Raw genomic sequence first — 25,084 nt, forward strand, 5'->3', positions numbered from 1 at the left:
CCAATAATATTTTACTATTTTAAATAATTGGTCACATAGTTTTAGCTCAATGACCGGTTATTTCAATTTTGCTTTATATCGATAACCGAGATTAAAGACTTGCTAATGCCTGTTCTAAATCGGCTTTTAAATCTTCAATATCTTCTAAACCAACGGACAAACGAATTAAATCTTGACCTACACCAGCACCTTCTTGCTGCTCTGCAGTTAATTGTTGGTGTGTGGTACTTGCAGGGTGAATAATCAATGATTTGGTATCACCAATATTCGCTAGCAACGAGAATATCTTAGTCGCATCAGTTACTTTTTTAGCAGCTTCAAATCCGCCCTTAACTCCAAAAGTAACCAATCCGCTCTGTCCTTTTGGTAAGTATTCTTTTGCCAATTCGTTGTACTTATTGCTCTTCAATCCTGGGTAATTTACCCATTCCACTTCTGACCTACCTTCTAACCACGTAGCCAATTCTAATGCATTTGCACTATGCTGCTTGATACGTACCGGTAATGTTTCTAGACCTTGAATAATTTGGAAAGCGTTAAACGGACTCAATGCTCCACCGAAATCACGTAAGCCTTCTAATATTAATTTAAAGGTAAATGCTGCCGCACCTAATGCTTCGCTATATACCAAACCGTGGTATCCTGCAGATGGCTCAGTAAATTCTGGGAATTTTCCGTTTGTCCAGTCGAAAGTACCGGCATCAATTATTGCTCCTCCTAAGGAAGTTCCTTGTCCACCAATATACTTTGTCAATGAATGTATTACTAGGTTAGCTCCGTGTTCAATAGGATTCAATAATGACGGAGTAGCCACAGTATTATCTACTATAAATGGTACTCCTGCCGCTTTAGATTCTTTAGAAATTCCTTTCAAGTCCAACACATCTAACTTAGGATTCCCTAAAGATTCTACAAAAAATGCTCTTGTATTCTCCTGTACAGCTTTTCCAAAATTCTCAGGATCAGATGCATCTACGAAGGTTGTTGTAATACCGAATCTTGGTAAGGTTACATTCAATAAATTAAACGTACCACCATATAAACTGCTTGATGCCACAATATGGTCACCTGCTTTTAATAATGTCAACAACCCTGTTGAGATTGCCGCTGTACCCGATGCAAAAACCACCGCTCCAATTCCGCCTTCTACCGCAGCTAACCTGTCTTGTAGAATTTGATTGGTGGGATTGTTTAATCTTGTATAAATGAAGCCTAATTCCGCTAACGAAAATAAGTTTGCTGCGTGATCCGTGTCATTGAACACATAAGATGATGTTTGATAAATAGGCACTGCTCTTGTACCACCGTTGGTAGTTGTGTCGTGACCTGCGTGTAATGCGTTTGTTGCTAATTTGTGATTACTCATGATTTTGTTGTTTTTAAAAATTAATCCTTCGACTACGCTCAGGATGCAAAAAATTAAAAGCCAAACCTTAACCAGCATTATATGCGGGTAGGTGAAAATCAAAAAGTTATAAGAAAGTAATATCGAAGAAAATTCGATTACTGTTATCCATCCCATAAGGGTAGAATGTAGCACCTTCTTTGTATGTAACAAAGGGTTGCTAAGGTTTCAAAGGGTCTAATCCCTCCACCTTTCTTGATAACTATTCAATACGTGTTTGAACTTTGAACTACAAATATTGGGCAGAAGTTTTTAATAACCTAGAATTTTAAGAAAAAAATATAATTCTAGTTCTTGTTGTTATTTTTCTGTAGGCTTAAAGATATCTGGAGACCCCTACATCGACAGTGATCTCTATACACTTTTGACCTAATCAAAAATTAGGTCAAAAGCTCTCGAACTGACATTTTTTCCCCAACAACCGACAACCAACAACTAATCAATCATCCCAGCACTCTTGTACTTATCAATGTACTTTTGATCTTGCTCAGGAGAATCTTTGTAGTATTTACGCATCTCAACCAAATCTTTTGTCAACTTTTTAACCGTAGCTGCGTACGCTGGATCATGGTACACATTATTCATTTCTTTGGGATCATTCAACCTATCATACAACTCCCATTCGTCTACATCATAATAGAAATGCACTAACTTAAATTCTTTGTTTACAATACCATAATGGCGTTTTACCATATGTACCGATGGATATTCGTAATACTGATAGTACACCGCATCTCTTGTCCACTTGTCTTTTTCGCCTTTCAATAACGGAATTAAACTTTCTCCTTGCATATCACTTGGCGGTGTAATGCCTACCGCTTCCAACATGGTTTGTGCAAAATCTAAATTCTGAACCATTTCATTTTCCACAGAACCTGGTTTTACCACATTGGGCCAACGTACCAATAACGGAGTTTTAAAAGATTCATCATAAATAAAACGCTTGTCGAACCAACCGTGCTCTCCTAAATAGAATCCTTGGTCAGAGGTGTAAATGACTATTGTATTTTCTGCCAACCCGCTTTCGTCTAAATAATCTAGCAATCGACCTACATTATCATCAACCGAAGAAATGCTGCCCAAGTAGTCTTGCATATAGCGCTGGTATTTCCATTTCATTTTTTCGGTATCGGTCATCTTTGGCCAATTATCATAAAAGAAATCGTTGATCGAATCTAACACCGGATTATACAATGCCTTTTGTTCTGCCGTAGCACGGTTATACGGACCATAAAAACTATTTGAAAATTCTTCTACCACAGGTAATACTTTGCTTTCCATTTTAGCTAAAGTCTCAGGTCTTATTTTACTATCATGACTATACATCATGTGGGTTAGCAAATTCATTTCTGCAGTTTTCGCCGCAGAACCTCTATTGCTGTAATCATCAAAAAGCGTTTCTGGTTCTGGGAATGTTTTCTTTGTAAACTCCTTAAACTTATCTGCTCTTGGCCACCAAGGTCTATGTGGTGCTTTGTGCAAATACATCATCATAAATGGTTCATCATCTGCAGCTTCTTTCTTTAACCAATCTAACGACACATCTGTAATAATATCGGTAACATACCCTTGCTTGGTAATGGTATCGCCATTGGTAACAATAAAATCGGGATTAATATAATGCCCCTGACCTGGTAAAATCATAAACTCATCTACCCCTTTAGGGTTGTTACCAAAGTGGAGTTTGCCGAACATGGCAGTTTTATAACCGTTCTCTTTAAATATCTGCGGAAAGGTTACTTGTGTAGTATCGAACGGGAAGTAATTATCTACTTTACCATTGATATGAGTATGCTTACCTGTTAGTATTGTTGCTCGTGATGGTGCACATATGGAGTTGGTAACACTAGCATTTGTAAACAACATGCCTTCTTTTGCCAGTCGGTCTATATTTGGTGTATTCAGCAATTTATCATCGTACGCGCTAATGGCTTGGTAGGCATGATCATCTGACATGATGAAAATAATATTGGGCTTTTTCTTTTTTGATTTTTGGGCTTCTGTAGTGATCGGTAATAAGAATAGTATCCCTAATACAGCTACAATTAGTTTTCTCATTTTTGTTGTTTTGTGAGTTTGATTTGTACTAAAAACAATGAATCTGAAACCTGTTTGAACTATTCAATAAATTGATTATTTTCTATAATCTAACGCTGGCTTTCTATCCCCCAGTAATGCTTCGTAAACAAAGTCAGTACCTCTTCTCTTCTCAAATTCTGCTTTCACCTCCTTTAAAATGGACGGCTTCTCGAAAATATCAATAGCAGTTAATGACATGGTTTTTGCAGCCACCATCATTCCTTTAAATCCAATATCGGTTCCACCCGCAGCAACAGCCTGCCAACTATGAGGAGGTGTTCCCGGAACCCAAGTAGCAGTTCTCACAGCAGCGGTTGGTGCATTCCAACTAACATCACCGGTATCTGCTGAAGCTTTTCCATACGTAAAAACCATCGGCTTAATACTGCTAGCACTTTCTATAAGTTTTGGTGTTTTTAATGTTTTCTGAATTTCTTCGGCGAATTTTATTTCCTCTTTAGTATAGTTTACTCCGCCAACCAATTCCATATTATCATGCATTAAGGTTGCAAGTACTTCATTTGGCAAACGCTCATACGTTCCGCCAATAATTTCATACGACATTTCTGTTTCCGTTCCTATGGCAGCTCCTTCTGCAGCTTTGATTACTCTATCCCAAACTGCTTTTACTTCTTTTCTATTTGAATGGCGAACAACATAATACACCTCAGCTTCTTCAGGTACAATATTTGGTGCATCACCTCCTTTAGTTATTACGTAATGAATTCGTGTAGATTCAGTTGTATGTTCTCTTAGCATGTTTACCAAATCGTTCATTCCCTCTACCCCATCAAGAGCTGAACGACCTAATTCTGGTGCCGCTGCAGCATGTGAAGAAACACCTTTAAATGTGAATTTCCCTGATATGGTTGCTAAATTCGTACTTGGATTAGAAGTATTCTCATCACCTGGATGCCAAGAAACAATAGCATCTATGTCATCAAAAAGACCCGCTCTAACCATATAAACTTTACCTGACCCCCCTTCTTCAGCCGGGGTACCATAAAACCTAATTGTTCCAGATTTTTTGGTAGCTTCTAGCCAATTCTTAATAGAAATTGCGGCTGCCATAGAACCCGTACCAAATAAATGATGCCCACAAGCCTGACCAGGAGCATCTACAACTCTTGATTTTTTAATAGGTTCGGCAGATTGCGACATACCTGGCAAAGCATCAAACTCTCCCAAAATACCAATCACCGGTGTACCTGAACCGTAAGTTGCTGTAAATGCAGTTGGAATGCCTGCCACACCTTTCTCTATTATAAAACCTGCTGTACTAAGTGTTTCTTGTAAAAGCGCCGAACTATTTTCCTCTAAGTAACCTAACTCAGGATTTTCCCATAGATGGTTTGCAATACCCTTATAAGTTTCGTACTCAGTATCTAATTGTCTTATTATTTCTTTTTTGCTCTTTTGTGCTTCAGTGGTTACTGGTAGTAGTAATAATATCACCGCTATTGTTCGGATTACTTTTTTCATTTTCGTCGTTGTTTGGTAAGTTAGAATAGTACTAAAAGTAAGAATAATTCAGTATTCATCTATACCTATGATGATATAAATACACAACTCTACTCCAACACAGAAAACTCAATACTAGAATCTGTAAAAACCGTATGGGTTTGCGTTTTAAAATCGGACTCATCTGCTTTAAAGATATTATCTACATAGGTCTGCGGATTTAAATCTATTAAAGGAAACCACGTACTCTGTACTTGTACTTGTAGCTTATGCCCTTTTTTAATGGTGTGGAAAACGTCTTGTAACTTTATGTTGACATCGGTCTTTTCATTAGCCACAAATGGCTCTGGCTCTGCAAAACTATTTCTAAATCTACCTCTCAATACCTCGCTACGTACCATTAAATGATAGTTGCTCATTTTCAAGTGATCTTGCATGCCTTCATACGCTGGCTCATCGGCAGGGTGTACATCAATGATTTTTACGATCCAATCTGCAGCAGTTCCCGTAGTGGCTACTTTTAGCTTCGCTAGAATATCACCTGCCAAAGTCAGATCATTTTCCATCACTTCGGTTTCAAATACCAACACATCACCACGGCGAGCCGCAAAACGCTGATCATCTGTCATGTATTTTCTTGGGGTAAATACCGTTTTAATATCTTCTGAATATGGAACCGGTTTTTTAATATCACTAATGAATTTAACTTCTTCAACTGCTTTTGGCTCAAAGGTCAGTTCTTGGTCTGAAGATAAGTACATGTCTTTTTTAACAACTCCTGCTGGTGGCCACGTATCATACGTTTTCCAATCTTTTTTACCGGTATCAAAAACATAGGCTTCGGGTAATCCGCTATTTTTATCCCCATCTCCTTTTAAGAAATGGTCAAAAAATTTAGTTTCAATATTTTCTTGAAAAAATTCTGAAATTCCATCACCAAAATAATAATTACCCACAATATTCTGCCCTTTTCTTCGCGCCCATCCGCCGTGATCCCATGGTCCAAAAACTAAAGTATTGTAATTATCGGCATTGTGTTTTTCAATATTCTTATAGGTTTCCAAAGGTCCGTACAAATCTTCGGCATCAAACTCACCAGCAACAACCATTGTTGCCACGGTAGGCTTTACATCTTTTAAATGCTGAATCAAACCTTTGCTTTGCCACATTTCATCATAGTTAGGGTGCTCTTTAAGTTCGTTCCAGAAATAATCATCTGTAACACCTTCTTTTGCCATACGTGGCGTATCGGCAGTTTCGTATTCAAAGAAGCGATCTAAGTTTTTTAACGGACCTTCATCTAAAAAGAACTGGTACTGATCTTCAGTAGGTAAATCCGGCAGTGTATACCACGCTGTATCTATAGGTTTATCACCATCTGGCCTTGGTGTACCAAATAATGATGTTGCCCTAAAGTAGCTCAACAAATAGGCTCCGTTATGGTGAAAATCATCAAAAAAGAAATCGGCAATACTTGCCTGAGGAGACGCTGCTTTTAATGCCGGGTGTGCATCTACAACGGCATACGTAGAATAATAACCAGGATATGAAATTCCCCATATACCCACATTGCCATTATTGTTTTCTACATTGTTTACCAACCAGTCTATGGTATCATACGTATCTGAACTTTCGTCAATATCTTTTTCCGTTTCTTTATCTGGATTAAAAGCGCGCATGTTTTCATAATGACCCTCACTTAACCAACGACCACGTACATCTTGGTAGACCACAATGTAGCCATCTTGCATCATGTGAATATTAGGTGCAATCTTCGATTTAAAATTACCTTCACCGTAAGGTTGCGAACTATAAGGAGTTCGTTGCATGATAATAGGATATTCTTTTGAGGTATCCTTGGGCGAGTAAATTGTAGTGTGAAGCTTAATACCGTCACGCATGGTGATATCTACTTCTTTTTTGGTGTAATTTTCTTCCACATATGTTTCAGAAACCTCAGCTTCTGCTACTTTAGGAGCTGTTTTTCTACAGGAAACAATCGCTGTAGCCAATAAAATAAAGGCAAAAAGGTGTTTGATGGTAATCTTTGGCATGTCTTAAGAATTTGAATTCTTAAAGCTAAGAAAGTTTACTCGATTTCTGAAGGTTTATAGATAGGTAGACGCAGGAAAATGTTGCGTTATTTGATTACATGAGCAAAAGTATGCCAAATTGCATCATAGTCTAGTTACCATGCAAAACCAAATTAGATGGAAGCTTAATAAAATTTAAAAATAAACGCTGTAATAAATAATGGGAAATTGCTCATAAATGCTATCTAAAAACAGCATTTATGAAGCAATTGCGAACAAGATTATATCATGAACAACTTTCTTACAAGCATAAGTATGCCAGTAAAAAAATCACCTTTATATTCTTGAACAGTAGTTTCTTGGAGTAATTGTTTTTTCATTTGGTTAGTGTTTAGTGGCATGGAATTTAATCAGAAAAAGGAATCAATGCAACTGTTTCTTCAGATTTTTTATTTTCAAAATCCGAGGTGATTTTTACCGAACGATATTCGGTTTTTGTAGCATCTAAAACAACATACTCAGAAATTAGGTCGGTTTCTTTTGAGCAAGATTGTAATATTATGCAAGCCAAAAAAGCTAGAGCGATTCTGTGGGGTAATGACATGGCATTCGTAGGTTAAGTTATTACTTTAATAGGTTTTCAAAGATTCAATACCTTAAACAGATTTAAAATTAAGCTGACTTTTGGGGCTTCAACTTGAACTTGTTTCTGTCCGTTTTTTGTTTGTACAACTAGTATATATTTCATCTTTTGTAGGTGGCGAGATTTGGAATTCTCTATTTATTACACTTCAAATATATGTAATCCTTTTCCTACAAAATAGATTTTGTGGTCAAACCATCCTAACTTGTTGTGAAGGGGTGTTAATTGGCTTGTGAGGTAAAAATCACCGCATAAAAAAAGCTCCTTTAAAGGAGCTTCTTATTTATTTATGGAACAGTGCTATAACTAAAGACCAAAGGCTGACTTTATCTCTGCTACTTTATCTAATTTTTCCCAAGTGAACAATTCCACTTCTTTTTCTATACGCCCGTTATATGGCGATTCAAAAACCTTAGTTACCATAGTTGGTTGCTTACCCATATGACCATAGGCTGCAGTTTCCAAGTAAATTGGGTTTCTTAGCTTCAATCTATCTTCAATAGCAAAAGGTCTCATATCAAACAACTCCGCTACTTTCTTGGCAATTTCACCATCACTTAAGCCTACTTTAGAAGTACCATAGGTATCAACAAAAATAGAGGTAGGTTCTACTACACCAATGGCATAACTTACTTGCACCAGAATTTCGGTTGCTACACCTGCAGCTACCAAATTCTTAGCTGCATGACGCGCTGCATAAGCGGCACTACGGTCTACCTTACTTGGATCCTTACCACTAAAAGCACCACCACCGTGAGCTCCTTTACCACCGTAAGTATCAACAATAATCTTACGACCTGTTAAACCGGTATCGCCATGAGGACCACCAATCACAAACTTACCTGTTGGGTTAATATGATACTTGATCTGATCATCAAACAACTTCTGAGTTTCTACTGGTAATTGTGCTTTTACTTTTGGGATTAAAATTGAAATAATATCAGACTTTATTTTCGCTAACATTTTCTCGTCATCCGTATCAAAAGCATCGTGTTGTGTAGATACTACAATTGTATCTATACGAATTGGCTCGTTGGCATCTGAATATTCTATAGTAACCTGTGCCTTGGCATCTGGTCTTAAATATGCAATTTCTTTTCCTTCACGACGTAATTCTGCTAATGTGTGCAGAATTTTGTGCGATATATCCAAAGCTAACGGCATGTAGTTCTCGGTCTCACTAGTTGCGTAACCAAACATCATACCTTGATCACCTGCACCTTGCTCTTCTTTTGAACCACGGTCTACACCTTGGCTAATATCTTGAGACTGCTCGTGTATCAACGATATTACTCCACAAGAATCTCCACTAAATTGATATTCTCCTTTTGTATATCCTATTTTATTGATGACCTCACGGGCAATGTTCTGTACATCTAAATAGGTACCGCTTTTTACTTCACCTGCCAAAACAACTTGACCGGTAGTTACCAAAGTTTCACAGGCAACCTTACTTTCTGGATCAAAGGCAAGAAAATTATCTAATAACGCGTCACTGATTTGATCCGCAACTTTGTCCGGATGTCCTTCACTAACAGATTCTGATGTAAATAAATATGGCATAACAATCTTTTAATTCTAAAAAGGATTTGAATGAATGCCGAAAAGAAGTGTGATGCGATACGATATCAACATCAACTGCTTTAGCATTTTTTTCGCTTTATACCCTAAGGTTAAAACAGAGGTTGCAATCAGTCAAATCCCTCCTCTTTTTTTATTCAGATGCAAAAATAGAAAAAATGTTCTGTTCAATTCTTAATATGATGTTATTTATTGACTCATTTAAAAGAATTCATAAATATCACTCTTTAAGTGTCTTCTTTAAAGGTCATACTTTACCGACAACAGTACATATCTAGGTTGTACAAAATAAGCTTGTGTACTAAAATATAATTCGTTGGTACTATCTCTATTCAACGTATTCGTATTCAATAAATTAGTTCCTTTTATACCGTATTCCCATCGACTATCTTTCTTCTGATATGTTAAGTCAGATTCTAAAAAACTGTAGGTATTAGAGATTGTGTTGGCATCGTCTGTATAATTATAGTAATCATAATCTACCGTAAATATGAAGTTCTTTAAAAAACTGGCATCAAAACGAGCATAAGGTCTGCTGGTAAAAAATGTGGTTTCTAAATCTCCATTCTCGTAATTATTTATAGTATACCTATAGCCTAATTCTAAATTAGGAGCGTCTTTGAAATTAGTGGAAAGTGCTGCATTATAATTCTGCGTTAATGAGTTTGAGGTACGTTGCGTATCATCAACCAAGTTATTGGTGGTAGACCATCCCAAATTACCTTGAACAGATGCCTTTATTTTACCAAAGGTACGTTCATATTTTCCGCTTGCGGTTAAAGACTCATCATCAAAATTAGAGTTGATAGTACTACTTACCCTATTAATCCCTATAATATTCACTCCACTTTTTAAGGCATCTATTCTTTTGGTATACGCCACGTTAGCAAAAATATTAGTGAAATTGAACATATTAAAGCTGAAAAAATTAAACGATACATTATGATTCAACGCACTTTCTAAATCACGATTACCACTGTAGAGCGAGTTATAATTATTAAGCACATACCCTTGTGCAAAATTACTGACATCTGTAAATGATCTAGTTACTCGATAATTGAAACGTAGATTTTCAGATTTCTTCAGTTGTGCATTAATATATACATCTGGCAATAAAGACGTTAAGTTATCTTCTACGACAGTTCCTAATTGTTCATTCTTTACATTGAACTGATGTAAGGTTACACCAGGATTAAAAGTAAATATGCCCGAAATAACTTTATAATGTAGACCTGCATAAATATCAGAAACATGAAAGGCTACTTCATTACCAAATTCATCTCCGCTCATATTTAACACATCTTCATTATCTAATATCTGAAAAATGTTAGAATTGAAATTCTGATTACTTTGGGTAGTACCTAATGTTAGATTGATGTTACTCTTTGTACCCAAAACCCTATAATAATCTACCTTGGCATCGACCTTATTGGTCACGACCGATTTAGCCTGATTGATATTATACAAATCCTGAGCTTCATCCACCGGGAAAATATCAACAAAAGCAAATTCGTTTCGTATTGCTTCATAAAAAGGATCTTCATCGGCATATAAATATTGCGCCTCTACCGCAAATATATTTTTCTCGTTTAAAGTGTAGTAGATATTTAAATTCTGATTTACAGATAAGGGTTTTTGCTTTTTTACTTCGTCAATTTCATCGGTAATAGAGGAAATGGAAAGTACATTGACTTCCTCTGTGTCATCTGACTGTTTTAGCAATGCATCATAATCTAACTGAAAATCTTCATTAGGTTTGTATTTCGCACTCAACTTTGCCAAACCTAAATGTATGGTCTGGTCTGTATTCGTAGTCGTACTTTCAATATCATTACTGGCAATATAAGACGTAGTTCCTTCAGATTTCATGAGCGTACCGGTGTAAGAATAAATTCCAAATCCGCTTAAATCCAAACCATCCATTGGCGCATAACTAAAATTAGCTGCTGCAAATTTGGTATCAATATCATTAGCCCTATTGTTCTGTGCAGAAGAAAGTCCTAAAGCATCCGCACCGGTAGAAATGGAGCTTCCTCCTCTTGAATTCAAATTTCTGAATCCGCCTGTAAAATTTCGATAATCGTTACGGGTAAATGGAACTTCACCAATATTGTTTAAATCGGTGATGATATTTATACTGTATTTTGGACTGTAGTAAAATAACTTCGGATGAGCCAAATAGCGATCATCAGGTCCATAGCCTGCCGTTATTTCTCCGAACCAAAAATTCTTTTTTCCCTCTTTCAGCTTTATATTTAAAGCCACATTATCGTCATCATTGGTCAATCCTTTCATTTGAGAAACCTCATTGAAATTACGCAATACCTCAACCTTACTTAAGGCATTCGCCGGAATGTTCTCTACCGCCAATTTGGTATCGCCATCAAAAAAATCCTTGCCTTCTACCATGACCTTGCTCACGGTCTTACCTTCTACCTCTATTTGACCATCATCGTTTATTTCAATTCCTGGAAGGTTTTCTAAAACATCTTTCAACTTCTTTTCTGTACCGGAAACAAAGGCATCTGTATCATACACAATGGTATCACCCTTAACCGAAACCGGCATCTCATAGGTAACATCTACCTCATCTAATTGTGCCGCCTGCTCTTGCATCATTATATCTTTGACAGCATCTTGCTCACCAGCAGTAAATGTGAACGATTCTGGTTTAAAGCCTAGGTAAGTGACTTTTACCGTATACTGTTCCCCTGTTTTCAATTTCAATTTAAAGAGTCCCGCATGGTTGGTAATTCCGTAAGATTCCAATCCTTGTGTCGCTGTATTTATAGCAATTACATTTGCCATATCTACACCAACTCCCAAGCTATCTTTTACGGTACCTGACAACGATATTTCTTGAGATGAACCAATTGTTGCCACTAGTAACAATAGTATAAAAAGCACTTTATTTCTCATGTGAAAGCTATAAAAAAGAATGAATTATGAAGTACTTATTTAATTTGGTCTACCGCCACCACGACCGCCACGGTTTCTGAAATTCTCTCGCATTTCTTTCATCTTTTCTTGAGAGATTTGATCATACTCTGCTTGGGATACCTTTTTTCCTTTACTTGGAGCTTTTATTTCCATTTTCTCAGAAGGATTCATTGTAATTTCTGAGCATACAATTGTAGTAATATCATCATTTACCGCTAATATTAAACCCGGCAGCCCCCAATAAAGTCCAGGACCTTGATTTATTGGAATTTCTGGTGTATACCACGCTACAATTTCTACTTCCTTAATCGTAAATTCTTCGTCTTTCTTCTCTTCATCTTTATTTTCTTCTCCCCTACCCGGTCTTCTGAAAATAGCACTCATATTTGGTCGTTTAATGGTCTTAGTTGCTGTTGCCTTAAAAGCAGTATAATTTCCAATTTTCTTAGATTCGCTACCCATTTTCCACTCTAAGGCTTCCAGCTCATCATCGATCAAGAATATTTTACCTAGCAGCTCATTTTTTATCAAATAACGTTGCTCTTTAATATCCTTATACAAATCACCATCAGTACCGGCCATAGCTCCAAAACGCGGACCACGACCACCACCTCTTTCACCTGGTTGCTCTAATTTTTCTTCCTCCTTATAAATAGATGCTGTTTTATCAAAACTGAGCACAAAGGTTTTTTCATTTGCCTTTTTTATGCGCTCCATCATAGCCTTTTTTCTATCCTCTGGTATATTTCTATTACCAAAATCAAAATTCACCTGAGTTTTACTCTGGTACACGGCCTTACCTTGAAAATCTTGCGCTTGCACGGTAGCGACCGTAAAAACTATTGTAAATGCTATAAACCACTTAAATCTTATCATGTTCTAGAATTAAATATAGAAGTATGACATTATTTTTTGCTTTTGGTTTAATCGATTATTGTTAATAATTGAATTCAGGTAATTATTTTTATGCCATACATCAAATATGTTTTTACTTCCTGTAGTTATCTTGTATCTTGTACCATCTAATATTCTTATAGAACAAGAACACAACCATTAATCAATTTAATTCTATGCACATAGCAGTTGCCGGAAATATAGGTGCCGGGAAAACTACCCTAACCAGATTACTTGCAAAACATTATAAATGGGAACCTCATTTTGAAGATGTAGTCGAGAACCCATATTTAGATGATTTTTACAACCAAATGGAACGCTGGAGTTTTAACCTTCAGATTTACTTTTTAAATAGTAGATATAGACAAATTCTACAAATCAAAGAAAGCGGTAAGGAAATTATACAGGATAGAACCATTTACGAGGATGCACATATTTTTGCACCCAACTTACACGCCATGGGTCTTATGACCAATAGAGATTTTCAAAACTACTCTAGTTTGTTTGAACTGATGGAGACCTTGGTTGATCCACCAGATCTTCTTATCTACTTACGTAGCTCCATACCTAACTTGGTAAAACAAATACATAAGAGAGGAAGAGAATATGAAAACACGATTTCAATTGACTACTTAAGCCGTTTGAACGAGCGCTACGAAGCTTGGATACATGGGTATAACAAAGGCAATCTATTGATTATCGATGTTGACGATTTAGATTTTGTTGACAGCCCTGAAGATTTAGGTAGTATACTTAATAAAATTGACGCTCAAATAAACGGTCTATTTTAAGTTCAATTTCGCAAAGCCCGAAACCATTGGAAAATTTTGAAAATAAAGTGACAAGCTTTCTTCAAGATGAAATTCCGTTTTTCTTTATTATAGATTTTGAAAAAAAGGTAAAACAGGTTTATACTTTTGAAGAAGCGGCAGACGAAAATATCTATTTCAATATCAAGGGCAATGGTAATGATGAAAACCTTATCAAAACCTCACCTGAAATCTCCAATTTCGACTTAAATCCTACATTGGTTTCTAAAGAAATTTATGAGAAGGCATTTACGACCGTTAAGCACGAACTAAATACAGGCAATAGCTTTTTGCTAAATCTTACCTTTCCTACGGCACTTGACACCACTGTAAATTTAGATGATATTTATCAAAAAGCACATGCTCCGTACAAGCTTTTATACAAAGATAAATTTGTTGTTTTTTCTCCGGAATGCTATCTAAAAGTAAAAGATGGAAAGATTTTTTCTTACCCAATGAAAGGCACTATCAATAGTAACGTGCCCAATGCAAAAGAACTTTTACTTTCCAATAAAAAGGAATTGTACGAACATAATACCATTGTAGACCTTATACGAAACGACCTTTCCATGATAGCTAAAAAAATTAGGGTCAATAAATTTAGATTTGTAGATACCATTAAAAAAGGGAATCAAGAACTTTTGCAAACCAGTACTGAAATACAAGGGGAATTACCTGACAACTGGAAAAATGAATTTGCCTCTTTATTACTAAAAACATTACCCGCAGGATCTATTAGCGGAGCACCTAAAAAGAAAACCTTGGAGATTATTTCTAAGGCGGAAATTGCACCCAGAGGATTCTACACCGGTATCTTTGGCGTATTTGATGGACAACAGGTAGATAGTGCAGTTAGTATTAGATTTATTGAAAAAATAGACGGTAATCTTGTTTACAAAAGTGGTGGCGGAATTACCCACCTCAGCGAGATGGAAGATGAATATCAAGAACTTTTAGAAAAAATATATGTACCCATTATTTGAATCTGTTTGTATAGAAAATAGTCAAATTAAAAATGCACATTATCACGAGGCTAGATTTAGAAGGTCTTATATGCAACAATATAAAACCCACCCTACGTATTCTTTGTTCGATGGCATACATTTGACCAATTTAGACCCTAATTTAAAATACAAACTGCGCATAGGCTACAAGCAACATGGCACGCGATTCTCCTTTTCTGAATATGAAAACAGTATACCTTCTTCGCTCAAGCTAGTAAGCGATGACACCATATCTTACAACGTAAAAAGGAACAACCGTAAAAAATTGAACAACCTCTATAAGCAAAAAGGAGACTTTGACGATGTTTTAATTATTAAAAACGGACTTGTTACAGACACTTCTTATGCCAACATTCTACTTAAGGACAGTAAACAGATTGTAACTCCAGCAACTCCACTACTTGAAGGCACCTGTAGAGCTAGATTATTGGATGAAAATAAGATTACGGAAAAAAGAATTTCAGAAGCTGTTATACAAAATTTTGACAGCTTTCAATTGATTAATGCCCTAAATGATTTTGATGAAACCAGATGGGTACCTATTACAAAGATTAATAGGGGATAAAATCATATAAAACCGTTTTTCTTTGCGTGATCAATAGCTTCAGCTGTTTTATTGACCATTAAAAAAGGTATATCTTTAAAGTCTGCAAATAGATTTTCAATACGTGCCATTCTTTTGCTGTGGTTGACACTACGTAAATAAATAGCTTTTATTCTACCCGGAAAAAGCATGGATATCTCTTGATAAATATCACCATCTTTTTCACCACTATCACCAATTAATATAAAAGGTAATTCTGGATAGGATTTTAATAAATTACTGATTTCTTTTTGCTTCTGTGGCTTTTCATCACTCTTCTTCCTCATTTTAAAACTCGCCATGCTACGGAGCAAAACCGGACCTTTAGGAAAATTATTGGTCTTTAAGAAAAGTTCAAGATACCTATACAAATTCCAAGGACTATGACTCACATAAAAAATAGGATTTGCCTCGTTTCCTGTTTTACCCTGATGTAGTTTTGTATAAAAATCCGATGCTCCTTCTAACTGAGACCGCTTAGTAGCTCTTTTAAACATTGTGTTTATAATGACCTTCCATTTTAAAGAAGACACTACTCCCGTATGTAAAATGGTATCATCAATATCACTGATTACCCCAAATTTGGCTTGCTTACATGGTATTAGCATTTCACCGGGAAAACGATTTTGCAGAAGTATCTCTCTTTTTAAATTTGTATTGCCAAACGATAACTCAAATTTTACCCATCCCTCATCATTTGCCAAATCTTGAAGCCCCTCTATATTCTCATCAATTAGATAATAACCATCACCATCAGTAGCTCCCTCTACTGTTTCACCGTTAGAAAATGTAATTTTTAAAGGAGCATTTTTAATTTCATCGGTTTCAAAACGCTTCCATGTATTCTTAATTAAATTAAAAAAACCTTTTTGATCCAAATCGATATTTTCATCTTCAATTGCCCTACCCCTTACATACAAACGATTAGCACTACCGTAGGACTGAAAATTAATGATTTGAAGTTTATCTTTTTTAAAAATACCCATGACGTTAAAATTACGGTCTTTCAACAACCTTTAAAATTTTTATTTCAAAAATTATCGAATTAAACGTTCACAATCATCCATTCTCCGCCTGCGTTTTTAGCGAAAGTCGGTTTCACTCACCCAAAAGCAGTGTTAACTCATTACTCGTTTTAAAACCTATAGTATTACCATAGTTTTAGACAAGCAAACATGAATAATAACCCACTTGTGTACGCAAGTCTAAAATTTAAACATTATGAGACCAAAAAAGAATCCACAAAAAGACCTGAATAAAAAGAGCGGAATGTTCTTTGTTGTCGGACTACTATTAGTATTAGGTATGGTGTACACCGCATTAGAATGGAAATCATTTGACCCTATCTATGATATTGATGTAGCCTTGAACGATGTTGATGACTCAATTGACGATGAAGAAGTTCCTATTTTCGAAATAGAAGTAACTCCGCCTCCAAAACCACCAGTTTTACCAACTGAAATAGAAATTATTGAAGATGATGATCCTATTGAAGAAACTGAAGTTATTGCCATTGAAATAACACCAGACACCGAAGTTGTAGATCCAACAGATTTTGAGGTCATAGAAGAGCCCGAAGAGGTAAAAGTAAATTGGATTACCATTGAAGAAGTTCCAGTATTCCCAGGGTGTGAAAATGAAAAAGATAAAAGAGCTTGTTTTAATGACATGATGCAAAAGCATATTCGTAAAAACTTTCGTTACCCAGAATTAGCTCAAGAAATGAACATTGAAGGCAAAGTGAATACAACATTCATGATTAACAATGATGGTACTATTGGCACTATTCAAAAAAGAGGTCCGCACGATGTACTAGAAAAAGAAGCTGTAAGAATCTTATCGAAACTGCCAAAAATGACCCCTGGTAAACAAAGAGGTTCTGCTGTAAAAGTTTCCTTCGCAATTCCTATTACATTCAGATTACAATAACTCTGAAAACAAAAAAACCATCAGCAAAGCTGATGGTTTTTAATATTCTAAATGTGAAATTACTGTTTATTAATCTCCACTTTCTCTATAGTTATTTCTGTAGCTGTACCTTTTTTCTCAACGGTAGCATTTTCAAAAGCTTTCAATTGAGCTTCTACTTCTGCCTTAGTACCATTATAAATTACTTCTTCTGTAACAGACTTACCATTAACAGTAGTAGAATAAGTGACAATAGCTTCCGCCAAATTTTCACTTTCTACATTCATTTCTATGGTTACTTCTTTCGTATCATTTAACGATGCAACACCTTCTTCTGCATGACCACCTAATATTGGTGCAATTACCAAACCTATTAAACAAGTCAATTTAATTAAGATGTTCATTGAAGGTCCAGATGTATCTTTAAAAGGATCACCAACAGTATCACCAGTTACAGCTGCCTTATGAGCCTCTGAGCCTTTATAGGTCATTTCGCCATTAATCTCAACACCTGCCTCAAATGATTTCTTGGCATTATCCCAAGCACCACCAGCATTGTTCTGAAAGATTGCCCACAATACACCAGATACTGTTACACCTGCCATATAACCACCTAACATTTCTGCGATTGCCAATTTGTTCATTCCAAATAACATTGGAACGAATGCAATGACTAAAGGAAAACCAATAGTCAACAATCCTGGCAACATCATTTCTTTTAATGAAGCTTGTGTAGATATCGCCACACATTTATCATATTCAGGTTTACCCGTACCTTCCATTATACCGGGTATATCCTTAAACTGACGCCTAACCTCCTGTACCATTTCCATAGCTGCTTTACCAACCGCATTCATTGCCAAGGCAGAGAATACTACCGGCACCATACCGCCAACAAATAACATTGCCAATACCGGAGCCTTGAAAATGTTGATTCCATCAATTCCCGTAAAAGTTACGTACGCAGCAAATAAAGCCAAAGAAGTCAATGCAGCAGAAGCAATAGCAAAACCTTTTCCTGTAGCGGCAGTGGTGTTACCAACTGAATCTAAAATATCCGTTCTTTCTCTTACAATAGGTTCTTGCTCACTCATTTCAGCAATACCACCTGCATTATCGGATATTGGACCGAATGCATCAATTGCCAATTGCATAGCCGTAGTTGCCATCATTGCAGAGGCAGCCAACGCTACACCGTAAAAACCTGCAAAAGCATAAGATGCCCAAATAGCACCTGCAAATAGCAATACCGATGGGAATGTAGAAATCATACCCGTTGCCAAACCTGCAATAATATTAGTACCGGCACCAGTACTTGATTGTTGTACTATTTTTAAGATAGGAGACTTCCCTAATCCTGTATAATATTCGGTTACCGAAGAAATAACGGCACCTACTACCAAACCTACTAAAGTGGCATAAAAAACACGCATTGCTGAAACCTCCACTAATCCTTCACCAAAGAATTCCATTTTCATAGTTTCCGGCAACATCCACGTTACCAAACCAAAACAAGAAACTGCAACCAAAATAATCGATGTCCAGTTTCCTATATTTAAAGCACCCATTACTTGGGCTTCTTTTGCATCGTTACTTTTGATTTTCACCAACATGGTACCGATAATCGATATAATGATACCTACCCCTGCAATTGCCATTGGTAATAAAATAGGACCTATACCACCAAAGGCATCGGTTATACTACCGCCCATATCTTTTATGACATAGTTACCTAGAACCATAGCCGCTAAAACAGTTGCCACATACGAACCGAACAAATCTGCACCCATACCAGCAACATCACCTACATTATCACCTACATTATCTGCAATAGTAGCAGGGTTACGAGGATCATCTTCAGGAATTCCCGCTTCTACCTTACCTACTAAATCCGCACCCACATCTGCAGCTTTTGTATAAATACCACCGCCCACACGTGCAAAAAGTGCAATTGACTCCGCTCCTAAAGAGAAACCTGCAAGTGTTTCAAGAACGACAGTCATATCCATAGTCGATGTCCAAACACCGCCCATGAAAAATTGAAAAAATATGATAAAAAATACGGTCAGTCCCAATACCGCCAATCCAGCAACACCAAGCCCCATTACGGTACCACCGCCAAAAGATATCTTTAAGGCATTTGGCAAACTTGTGCGTGCCGCTTGTGTTGTTCTTACATTCGTTTTTGTTGCTATTTTCATACCTATATTACCCGCATATGCAGAAAATATAGCTCCAAAAATAAATGCGACCACAATTAGCATATGTGTTGTGGGCACTACAAAAGAAACGATAGCAAGCAGAACACTTACGATTACAACGAATACAGCCAAAAGCTTATATTCTGCACTTAAAAAGGCTAAGGCACCCTCGTAAATGTAATCCGATATTTCTTTCATTTTTCCATCTCCGGCGTGTTGTTTCATCACCCAAGACCTTTTAATGCCCATGTAAATTAGGCCTAGTACTGCCATAAGAATTGGCATGTAAATCATCATTGACTCCATTTAATCTATTGTTAGTTGTTAGATCAACTAATGTAGTAAATTAGAATAGAATAAAAAAAGCCACTTTTTCTTAGAAAAAGTGGCTCAAATAAGGTAAAATATTATTTATATCATAAAAGTGCGCTTCGCTTTGTGCTCACTATTATCATATCTTTCAACACATTCATGGTAAATCTCTACCGCTTTCGCAGCATCGCTCCATCCACCTGTATCTACTTTTTTCTCTTCTAAATCTTTATATACTTGAAAGAAATGTTCTATTTCCTTTAATCTATGCGGATTTAAATCGCTAATGTCATTATTATTACTCCAAATTGGATCAGAAACCGGTACACAGATAATTTTCTCATCTGGTCCTTTTTCATCTGTCATGTGGAAAACTCCTATTGGTTTTACCTCCATTACCGTCATTGGGTAAGTAGGCTCCGTTCCCATTACCAAAACATCTAATGGATCTTTATCCAATGCTAAAGTTTCAGGAATGAATCCGTAATCACCTGGATACATCATTGAAGAAAATAACATACGATCAAAACGAATTTTATGTAAATCGAAGTCGTATTCGTATTTGTTTCTACTTCCTTTCGGAATTTCTATTAAAACATCAAAGGTCAATCCTTTTGCTGCTGCCATATTAAAAGTTGTTTAAATTCTAGTTTGTTATGAAACGTTACTTATTAGTTATAATTGTAAAAATTAATCGAATTAAAAGACAAATCCAAAAGTTCCTGTAACTCCGAACTTTCTTGCATCGGGATTTTCTAAATAATTTCCTCTAAAATTGAAATCTAATCTGAATACTTTAAAGATGTTTCCTATCCCAAAAGAATACTCATAGTATATTTTTTCCGATGGCGCACGTAACGGTGTATTTACCGTTGCAGGTGCGCTCAAAGCTATATTCTCATCAGACAAATCTCCCCATACGCCACGCAAGGCAACAATTTCCCTTAAGTTATATTTTCTTAAAAATGGGATTCTAGAGAAGAAACGACCATTGAAATTATGTTGCAAATGTACCGCTGCGTAAGTATCTGTTACAAACTCGTAAAAATCTAAATTGGGAAATGTACCATAGTTAGAGAAAAAGGTTTGGTTACCCGGCACTACACTTAAAAGTCCTAAAGGTACTTCGCCAAATGTTTTACCTAATTCTACTGTACTCAACAATCTACCAAAACCACCTAGTTGCCATGGTTGGCTATATGAAAATTGGAGTTTACTGTAATCGAAATCACTATTCAACACTCCTTTTGTCCCTTTGGTGTAATTTAGCAATAAAGTACTATATGTATCATTGACATCTCTACGCTCTACACCAAACCCAATTGTTTTCTTGCCGGGCGTGTAGAGCACCAGGGCATTAAAATCGAATTGTCTTATCTCTGAAGAAACACCTGTTGGAGATTCTGGATTTACATAATCCAAACTAAAATCATTAGGCAACGCAGAACTCAAAGTTCTAAACGTACCACCTACAGATAATTTTAAATTGGTCAATGGTTCTATTTCAAAATTAAGGGCACTTAAATTAATATTTGTAAGTCTATTGTTTGCCCCTACGGTCAATAAAGATGAAGATGCTATACTTCTACCCAAAACATCATTTGTTGCTGTTAAGCTGACACCCAGCTGCTCTATATCCCTACGATTACCACCAGAGACTATTAACCTGCTATTCTGATCCAGAAGCATCTTACCGGCCAAACCGTGTTTGAATTTGTGATCTTTGAAGCCGTATGCCGTATAACCTTCTACACGCCAAAGGTCATTTTGACCATAGTAAGTTCTTGCACCTAGTCGAATCCTTGCTCCTTCAGCAGTATTATATCCAAAGAAATCATAGACAGACCCTAAATCTAAATTCCATTTATCGACTTCAACATATCCTGAACCTAAAATACTTACAAAATTGTAATATGTTTTAAATTTAGGAACCGTTTTAAGTGTATCTAGCAATTTATAAATACCCTGTTCGTCTTTATTTAAACTCTCTAACCTATTCTTTTCCCAAAATGAATCTTCTCTTATAATCTGGGTTACATCTAAAGGATTACGATCTTTTCTATACACCTCTTTAGGCTTCACTTTATCGAACTCATAGTTATCATACACAGAGGTTCGCTTACCATAGAGCCCGCGTGATTCTTCTTTTTTATTGAAACTGAAATCACTCAACATATAATCTCGTTTCAGGAGAAACACAGAATCGTTCATTACCTCGAAATCTTGTTCAATATAGATTTCTTTAACCCAGTTGATATTAGCACTTTTGGTAACCTGTAAATTGATATTTTTTACCGCCCAAGTAGAATCATTCACCCAAAAATCGCCTTTAAAGGTCAGTTCATTTTTACGACGTGGATAGTAGACAATATTATAGCACCACTTATTATCTATAAATGCACTATCCCTAAGGGCATAATTATACACATCAACACCTGTTTTTGATAAGGGACTAGTAAAACTTTTATCGAAGAATTTTAAGTAATTATTATAGACATCATATTCCTGATATAAATCTTGTACAAACGCAATTATAGCTTGGTTGTTTTCAAAACCGGAATTCTTATTTCCTAAAACTTCTTCTTTCTCTTCTTTAAGCTTATTATCACCATATATTTTAGAAAAAGTCTCATTCAAGAAAATGGGTAAATAGGTTTTACCGGTAATTCTAGAAGTATCTAAATCTTGGAATACAAACTCTAAACCTTTAAAGAGTTTACTTTTTATTAATGAACTATCAATAGTATTTAAATCGAATTCAACCTTTTCATACTTATCAAAAGCATATTGATTAAACTGCCTAACCCCGTTTTGACGCTTCTTTTCCCAGATTTTACGGAGAATATCTACTGCAGGATTATTCTTTTTAGATTGTTTACCCGCTATTAAAACCACCTCATTTAACTGTTCAGCAGCCTCTACCATGGTTATTTTTAGATCATAGGCAACTTTAGCATCTAACTGAAGTTCATAATCCGTATAGCCAATAAATGATATAACAACAGTAGTATATTCATTTTCAGACTCTAGATAAAACCTACCATCATCATTAGTAATGGTACCCTCAGTAGAATTTTTAAAGAATACATTCGCAAAGGAAACAGGATCGCCTTGCTCGTCAATGACAATACCCCCAATTTTGGTCTGACCTTGAGCTATGAAGAAACATAGACTTAAAAATGTGAAAAATATTCCTCTCATTAAAAAACGTCGTTCAATAAAAATTCTAGTCGTAAATAACATACCAATAAAAAAAGCTTCTCCAGACTTGGTCGGAGAAGCTAAGGTACTTTACAAAAGTATACTTTTATTTGTATAAAACTTTTTTAACAGCGTTTACCACATCTTTATGGTTTGGTAACCACTCCTCTAATAATACAGGAGAATATGGTGCTGGCGTATCTGCCGTGTTTATCTTAACAACAGGAGCATCTAAATAATCAAATGCATGTGCTTGTATATGATATGTAATTTCAGTTGCTACGTTACCAAATGGCCAAGCTTCCTCTAATACTACCAATCGGTTCGTTTTCTTAACTGATTTTAAAATAGCTTCGTAATCCAATGGCTTTACCGTACGTAAATCAATGATCTCACAGCTAATTCCTTCTTTCTCTAATTCATCTGCAGCTTTATCAGCTTCCTTGATAATCTTACCAAAAGAAACGATAGTAACATCTTTACCTTCTCTACGAATGTCTGCCACCCCTAATGGAATAGTGTAGTCACCCTCTGGCACTTCACCTTTATCACCATACATTTGCTCAGACTCCATAAATATTACTGGATCATTATCACGTATAGCCGCTTTTAATAATCCTTTTGCGTCTGCCGGATTAGAAGGTACCACTACTTTTAATCCCGGGCAGTTAGCGTACCAACTCTCAAAAGCTTGTGAGTGCGTTGCCGCCAATTGACCTGCAGAAGCTGTAGGTCCTCTAAATACTATAGGACAAGGAAATTGCCCACCGGACATTTGTCTGATCTTAGCAGCATTGTTTATAATTTGATCTATACCTACCAACGCAAAGTTGAAAGTCATGAACTCTATAATAGGTCTATTCCCCGTCATGGTAGAACCAACACCTATTCCTGCAAAACCAAGTTCTGATATTGGAGTATCAATAACCCTCTTAGGACCAAACTCGTCCAACATCCCTTTGGAAGCCTTATATGCGCCATTGTATTCCGCTACCTCTTCACCCATTAAATAGATAGATTCATCCTTCCTCATTTCTTCGGACATGGCCTCGGCTATTGCTTGCCTAAATTGTAGTGTTTTCATGTATGGTAAATATTATTCTTTGTTATATGCTAGAAAGCAAGCAAAAATAGGAAATATAATGTCAAAAAATAGAATGACTTATTTAAAAAAAGTTATAAAATTTACTATGCATGCATAGTAAATTCGGATTTTATTAGCTATCTTCGTCACCATTGATATAAAGTTTTTTAAACATGAAGATATTAGTTTGCATAAGTAATGTACCAGACACTACGTCTAAAATAAATTTCACGGATGGCGATACAAAATTTGACACCAATGGTGTACAGTTTGTAATTAACCCGAATGATGAATTCGGATTAACAAGAGCTATGTGGTTTAAAGAAAAACAAGGCGCTACAGTGCATATTGCTACTGTTGGCGGACCAACTGTTGAACCCACAATGCGTAAGGCACTTGCTATTGGCGCAGATGAAGCTTTTAGAATTAATACAGAACCTACAGACGGATTTTCTGTTGCTCAACAATTAGCAGAAATTGTCAAAAACGGTGGTTATGATTTAGTTATTGGCGGTAGAGAATCTATTGATTACAATGGCGGAATGGTACCTGGAATTTTAGCTTCTTTGACAAATATGAATTTCATCAATTCATGTATTAGTCTTGAAATTGACGGTAATAATGTTACTGCAGTTAGAGAAATAGACGGAGGAAAAGAAAAGTTGAGCAGCTCTCTACCTTTAGTAGTAGGTGGCCAAAAAGGTCTTGTTGAAGAAAGTGATCTTCGTATTCCTAATATGCGTGGTATTATGATGGCAAGAAAAAAGGCATTAACGGTTGTTGAACCTGTAGATGCTATTAAAGCTACCGAAGACAAAAAATTCGACAAACCGGCTCCAAAAGGTCAAGTTAAACTTGCCGACAGTGTAGATCAATTGGTTGATCTACTACATAATGAAGCCAAAGTCATTTAATAACCTATATAATAGGTAATAATTAAAAACAA

General features: G+C 36.1%; 18 protein-coding genes and 1 riboswitch. Of the genes, 5 read left to right on the top strand and 13 right to left on the bottom strand.

The annotated features are described in order from the left end of the window. Positions 1-91 precede the first annotated feature (91 nt). The 8 genes from P177_RS15830 to P177_RS15865 all read right to left on the bottom strand — a co-directional run bounded on the left by P177_RS15830 (position 92) and on the right by P177_RS15865 (position 13,018). Positions 92-1,366 carry an O-acetylhomoserine aminocarboxypropyltransferase/cysteine synthase family protein gene (locus P177_RS15830; protein WP_036156303.1) on the bottom strand — a complete coding sequence of 425 codons (1,275 nt, stop codon included), beginning with the start codon at positions 1,364-1,366 and terminating at the stop codon, positions 92-94. Positions 1,367-1,506: 140 nt separating this feature from the next. Further along, a riboswitch (SAM riboswitch) is annotated at positions 1,507-1,610 on the bottom strand. Between the two features lie 230 nt (positions 1,611-1,840). Beyond that, the gene (locus P177_RS15835; protein ID WP_036156305.1) at positions 1,841-3,463 is read right to left on the bottom strand and encodes a sulfatase family protein; all 1,623 of its coding nucleotides are present in this window, start codon (positions 3,461-3,463) and stop codon (positions 1,841-1,843) included. A gap of 75 nt (positions 3,464-3,538) precedes the next feature. Next, positions 3,539-4,966 (bottom strand): amidohydrolase, encoded by a 1,428-nt coding sequence (locus P177_RS15840; protein ID WP_036156308.1) that lies wholly within the window; start codon positions 4,964-4,966, stop codon positions 3,539-3,541. An 89-nt stretch (positions 4,967-5,055) separates the two neighbouring features. Continuing rightward, the gene (locus P177_RS15845) at positions 5,056-6,999 is read right to left on the bottom strand and encodes a CocE/NonD family hydrolase (RefSeq protein ID WP_036156310.1); all 1,944 of its coding nucleotides are present in this window, start codon (positions 6,997-6,999) and stop codon (positions 5,056-5,058) included. A gap of 385 nt (positions 7,000-7,384) precedes the next feature. Continuing rightward, positions 7,385-7,582, bottom strand: a complete 198-nt coding sequence (locus P177_RS15850) for a hypothetical protein (protein ID WP_036156312.1) — start codon at positions 7,580-7,582, stop codon at positions 7,385-7,387. A gap of 345 nt (positions 7,583-7,927) precedes the next feature. Next, the gene (gene metK, locus P177_RS15855; RefSeq protein WP_036156314.1) at positions 7,928-9,184 is read right to left on the bottom strand and encodes a methionine adenosyltransferase; all 1,257 of its coding nucleotides are present in this window, start codon (positions 9,182-9,184) and stop codon (positions 7,928-7,930) included. A 258-nt stretch (positions 9,185-9,442) separates the two neighbouring features. Beyond that, positions 9,443-12,121, bottom strand: a complete 2,679-nt coding sequence (locus P177_RS15860; protein ID WP_036156315.1) for a TonB-dependent receptor — start codon at positions 12,119-12,121, stop codon at positions 9,443-9,445. Positions 12,122-12,160: 39 nt separating this feature from the next. Continuing rightward, positions 12,161-13,018 (bottom strand): GLPGLI family protein, encoded by an 858-nt coding sequence (locus tag P177_RS15865; protein WP_036156317.1) that lies wholly within the window; start codon positions 13,016-13,018, stop codon positions 12,161-12,163. Between the two features lie 194 nt (positions 13,019-13,212). Between P177_RS15865 and P177_RS15870 the strand changes: the two genes are divergently transcribed. From P177_RS15870 to P177_RS15880, 3 genes are read left to right on the top strand one after another with little or no spacing between them, the layout of a single operon-like run. After that, positions 13,213-13,827 carry a deoxynucleoside kinase gene (locus P177_RS15870; protein WP_036156319.1) on the top strand — a complete coding sequence of 205 codons (615 nt, stop codon included), beginning with the start codon at positions 13,213-13,215 and terminating at the stop codon, positions 13,825-13,827. 26 nt (positions 13,828-13,853) lie between these two features. After that, the gene (locus P177_RS15875; protein ID WP_051941874.1) at positions 13,854-14,828 is read left to right on the top strand and encodes an aminodeoxychorismate synthase component I; all 975 of its coding nucleotides are present in this window, start codon (positions 13,854-13,856) and stop codon (positions 14,826-14,828) included. Beyond that, positions 14,812-15,414 (top strand): aminotransferase class IV, encoded by a 603-nt coding sequence (locus P177_RS15880; RefSeq protein ID WP_051941875.1) that lies wholly within the window; start codon positions 14,812-14,814, stop codon positions 15,412-15,414. The genes P177_RS15875 and P177_RS15880 overlap by 17 nt, the downstream gene beginning before the upstream one ends. Before the next feature lie 2 nt (positions 15,415-15,416). Here P177_RS15880 and P177_RS15885 read toward each other — a convergent pair whose 3' ends face one another. After that, a complete protein-coding gene (locus P177_RS15885) occupies positions 15,417-16,418 on the bottom strand; it encodes an App1 family protein (RefSeq protein ID WP_036156321.1) in 1,002 nt (333 codons plus the stop codon). A gap of 235 nt (positions 16,419-16,653) precedes the next feature. Between P177_RS15885 and P177_RS15890 the strand changes: the two genes are divergently transcribed. Then, positions 16,654-17,361: an energy transducer TonB gene (locus P177_RS15890; RefSeq protein WP_036156323.1), complete on the top strand. Its 708-nt coding sequence runs from the start codon at positions 16,654-16,656 to the stop codon at positions 17,359-17,361. Positions 17,362-17,420: 59 nt separating this feature from the next. On the opposite strand, the gene P177_RS15895 is transcribed toward P177_RS15890, so the two are convergent. The 4 genes from P177_RS15895 to P177_RS15910 all read right to left on the bottom strand — a co-directional run bounded on the left by P177_RS15895 (position 17,421) and on the right by P177_RS15910 (position 24,138). Beyond that, positions 17,421-19,847: a sodium-translocating pyrophosphatase gene (locus tag P177_RS15895; protein ID WP_036156325.1), complete on the bottom strand. Its 2,427-nt coding sequence runs from the start codon at positions 19,845-19,847 to the stop codon at positions 17,421-17,423. A 105-nt stretch (positions 19,848-19,952) separates the two neighbouring features. Beyond that, positions 19,953-20,480, bottom strand: coding sequence for an inorganic diphosphatase (locus P177_RS15900; protein WP_036156327.1), 528 nt, complete (start codon positions 20,478-20,480; stop codon positions 19,953-19,955). A 72-nt stretch (positions 20,481-20,552) separates the two neighbouring features. Next, positions 20,553-23,054: a DUF5686 family protein gene (locus P177_RS15905; protein WP_036156330.1), complete on the bottom strand. Its 2,502-nt coding sequence runs from the start codon at positions 23,052-23,054 to the stop codon at positions 20,553-20,555. A 106-nt stretch (positions 23,055-23,160) separates the two neighbouring features. Beyond that, positions 23,161-24,138, bottom strand: coding sequence for a pyruvate dehydrogenase complex E1 component subunit beta (locus tag P177_RS15910; protein ID WP_036156332.1), 978 nt, complete (start codon positions 24,136-24,138; stop codon positions 23,161-23,163). Between the two features lie 173 nt (positions 24,139-24,311). Between P177_RS15910 and P177_RS15915 the strand changes: the two genes are divergently transcribed. Further along, entirely contained in the window at positions 24,312-25,052 is a 741-nt protein-coding gene (locus P177_RS15915) for an electron transfer flavoprotein subunit beta/FixA family protein (protein WP_036156334.1), read from the top strand. Positions 25,053-25,084 lie beyond the last annotated feature (32 nt).

Source organism: Maribacter forsetii DSM 18668 (assembly GCF_000744105.1).
Taxonomy (GTDB): domain Bacteria; phylum Bacteroidota; class Bacteroidia; order Flavobacteriales; family Flavobacteriaceae; genus Maribacter; species Maribacter forsetii.

What these genes read in the sequence shown, in the direction of transcription:
- P177_RS15830 (WP_036156303.1), bottom strand. Translation starts at nt 1,366, where the DNA reads ATGAGTAATCACAAATTAGCAACAAACGCATTACACGCAGGTCACGAC.
- P177_RS15835 (WP_036156305.1), bottom strand. Translation starts at nt 3,463, where the DNA reads ATGAGAAAACTAATTGTAGCTGTATTAGGGATACTATTCTTATTACCG.
- P177_RS15840 (WP_036156308.1), bottom strand. Translation starts at nt 4,966, where the DNA reads ATGAAAAAAGTAATCCGAACAATAGCGGTGATATTATTACTACTACCA.
- P177_RS15845 (WP_036156310.1), bottom strand. Translation starts at nt 6,999, where the DNA reads ATGCCAAAGATTACCATCAAACACCTTTTTGCCTTTATTTTATTGGCT.
- P177_RS15850 (WP_036156312.1), bottom strand. Translation starts at nt 7,582, where the DNA reads ATGTCATTACCCCACAGAATCGCTCTAGCTTTTTTGGCTTGCATAATA.
- metK (WP_036156314.1), bottom strand. Translation starts at nt 9,184, where the DNA reads ATGCCATATTTATTTACATCAGAATCTGTTAGTGAAGGACATCCGGAC.
- P177_RS15860 (WP_036156315.1), bottom strand. Translation starts at nt 12,121, where the DNA reads ATGAGAAATAAAGTGCTTTTTATACTATTGTTACTAGTGGCAACAATT.
- P177_RS15865 (WP_036156317.1), bottom strand. Translation starts at nt 13,018, where the DNA reads ATGATAAGATTTAAGTGGTTTATAGCATTTACAATAGTTTTTACGGTC.
- P177_RS15870 (WP_036156319.1), top strand. Translation starts at nt 13,213, where the DNA reads ATGCACATAGCAGTTGCCGGAAATATAGGTGCCGGGAAAACTACCCTA.
- P177_RS15880 (WP_051941875.1), top strand. Translation starts at nt 14,812, where the DNA reads ATGTACCCATTATTTGAATCTGTTTGTATAGAAAATAGTCAAATTAAA.
- P177_RS15885 (WP_036156321.1), bottom strand. Translation starts at nt 16,418, where the DNA reads ATGGGTATTTTTAAAAAAGATAAACTTCAAATCATTAATTTTCAGTCC.
- P177_RS15890 (WP_036156323.1), top strand. Translation starts at nt 16,654, where the DNA reads ATGAGACCAAAAAAGAATCCACAAAAAGACCTGAATAAAAAGAGCGGA.
- P177_RS15895 (WP_036156325.1), bottom strand. Translation starts at nt 19,847, where the DNA reads ATGGAGTCAATGATGATTTACATGCCAATTCTTATGGCAGTACTAGGC.
- P177_RS15900 (WP_036156327.1), bottom strand. Translation starts at nt 20,480, where the DNA reads ATGGCAGCAGCAAAAGGATTGACCTTTGATGTTTTAATAGAAATTCCG.
- P177_RS15905 (WP_036156330.1), bottom strand. Translation starts at nt 23,054, where the DNA reads ATGAGAGGAATATTTTTCACATTTTTAAGTCTATGTTTCTTCATAGCT.
- P177_RS15910 (WP_036156332.1), bottom strand. Translation starts at nt 24,138, where the DNA reads ATGAAAACACTACAATTTAGGCAAGCAATAGCCGAGGCCATGTCCGAA.
- P177_RS15915 (WP_036156334.1), top strand. Translation starts at nt 24,312, where the DNA reads ATGAAGATATTAGTTTGCATAAGTAATGTACCAGACACTACGTCTAAA.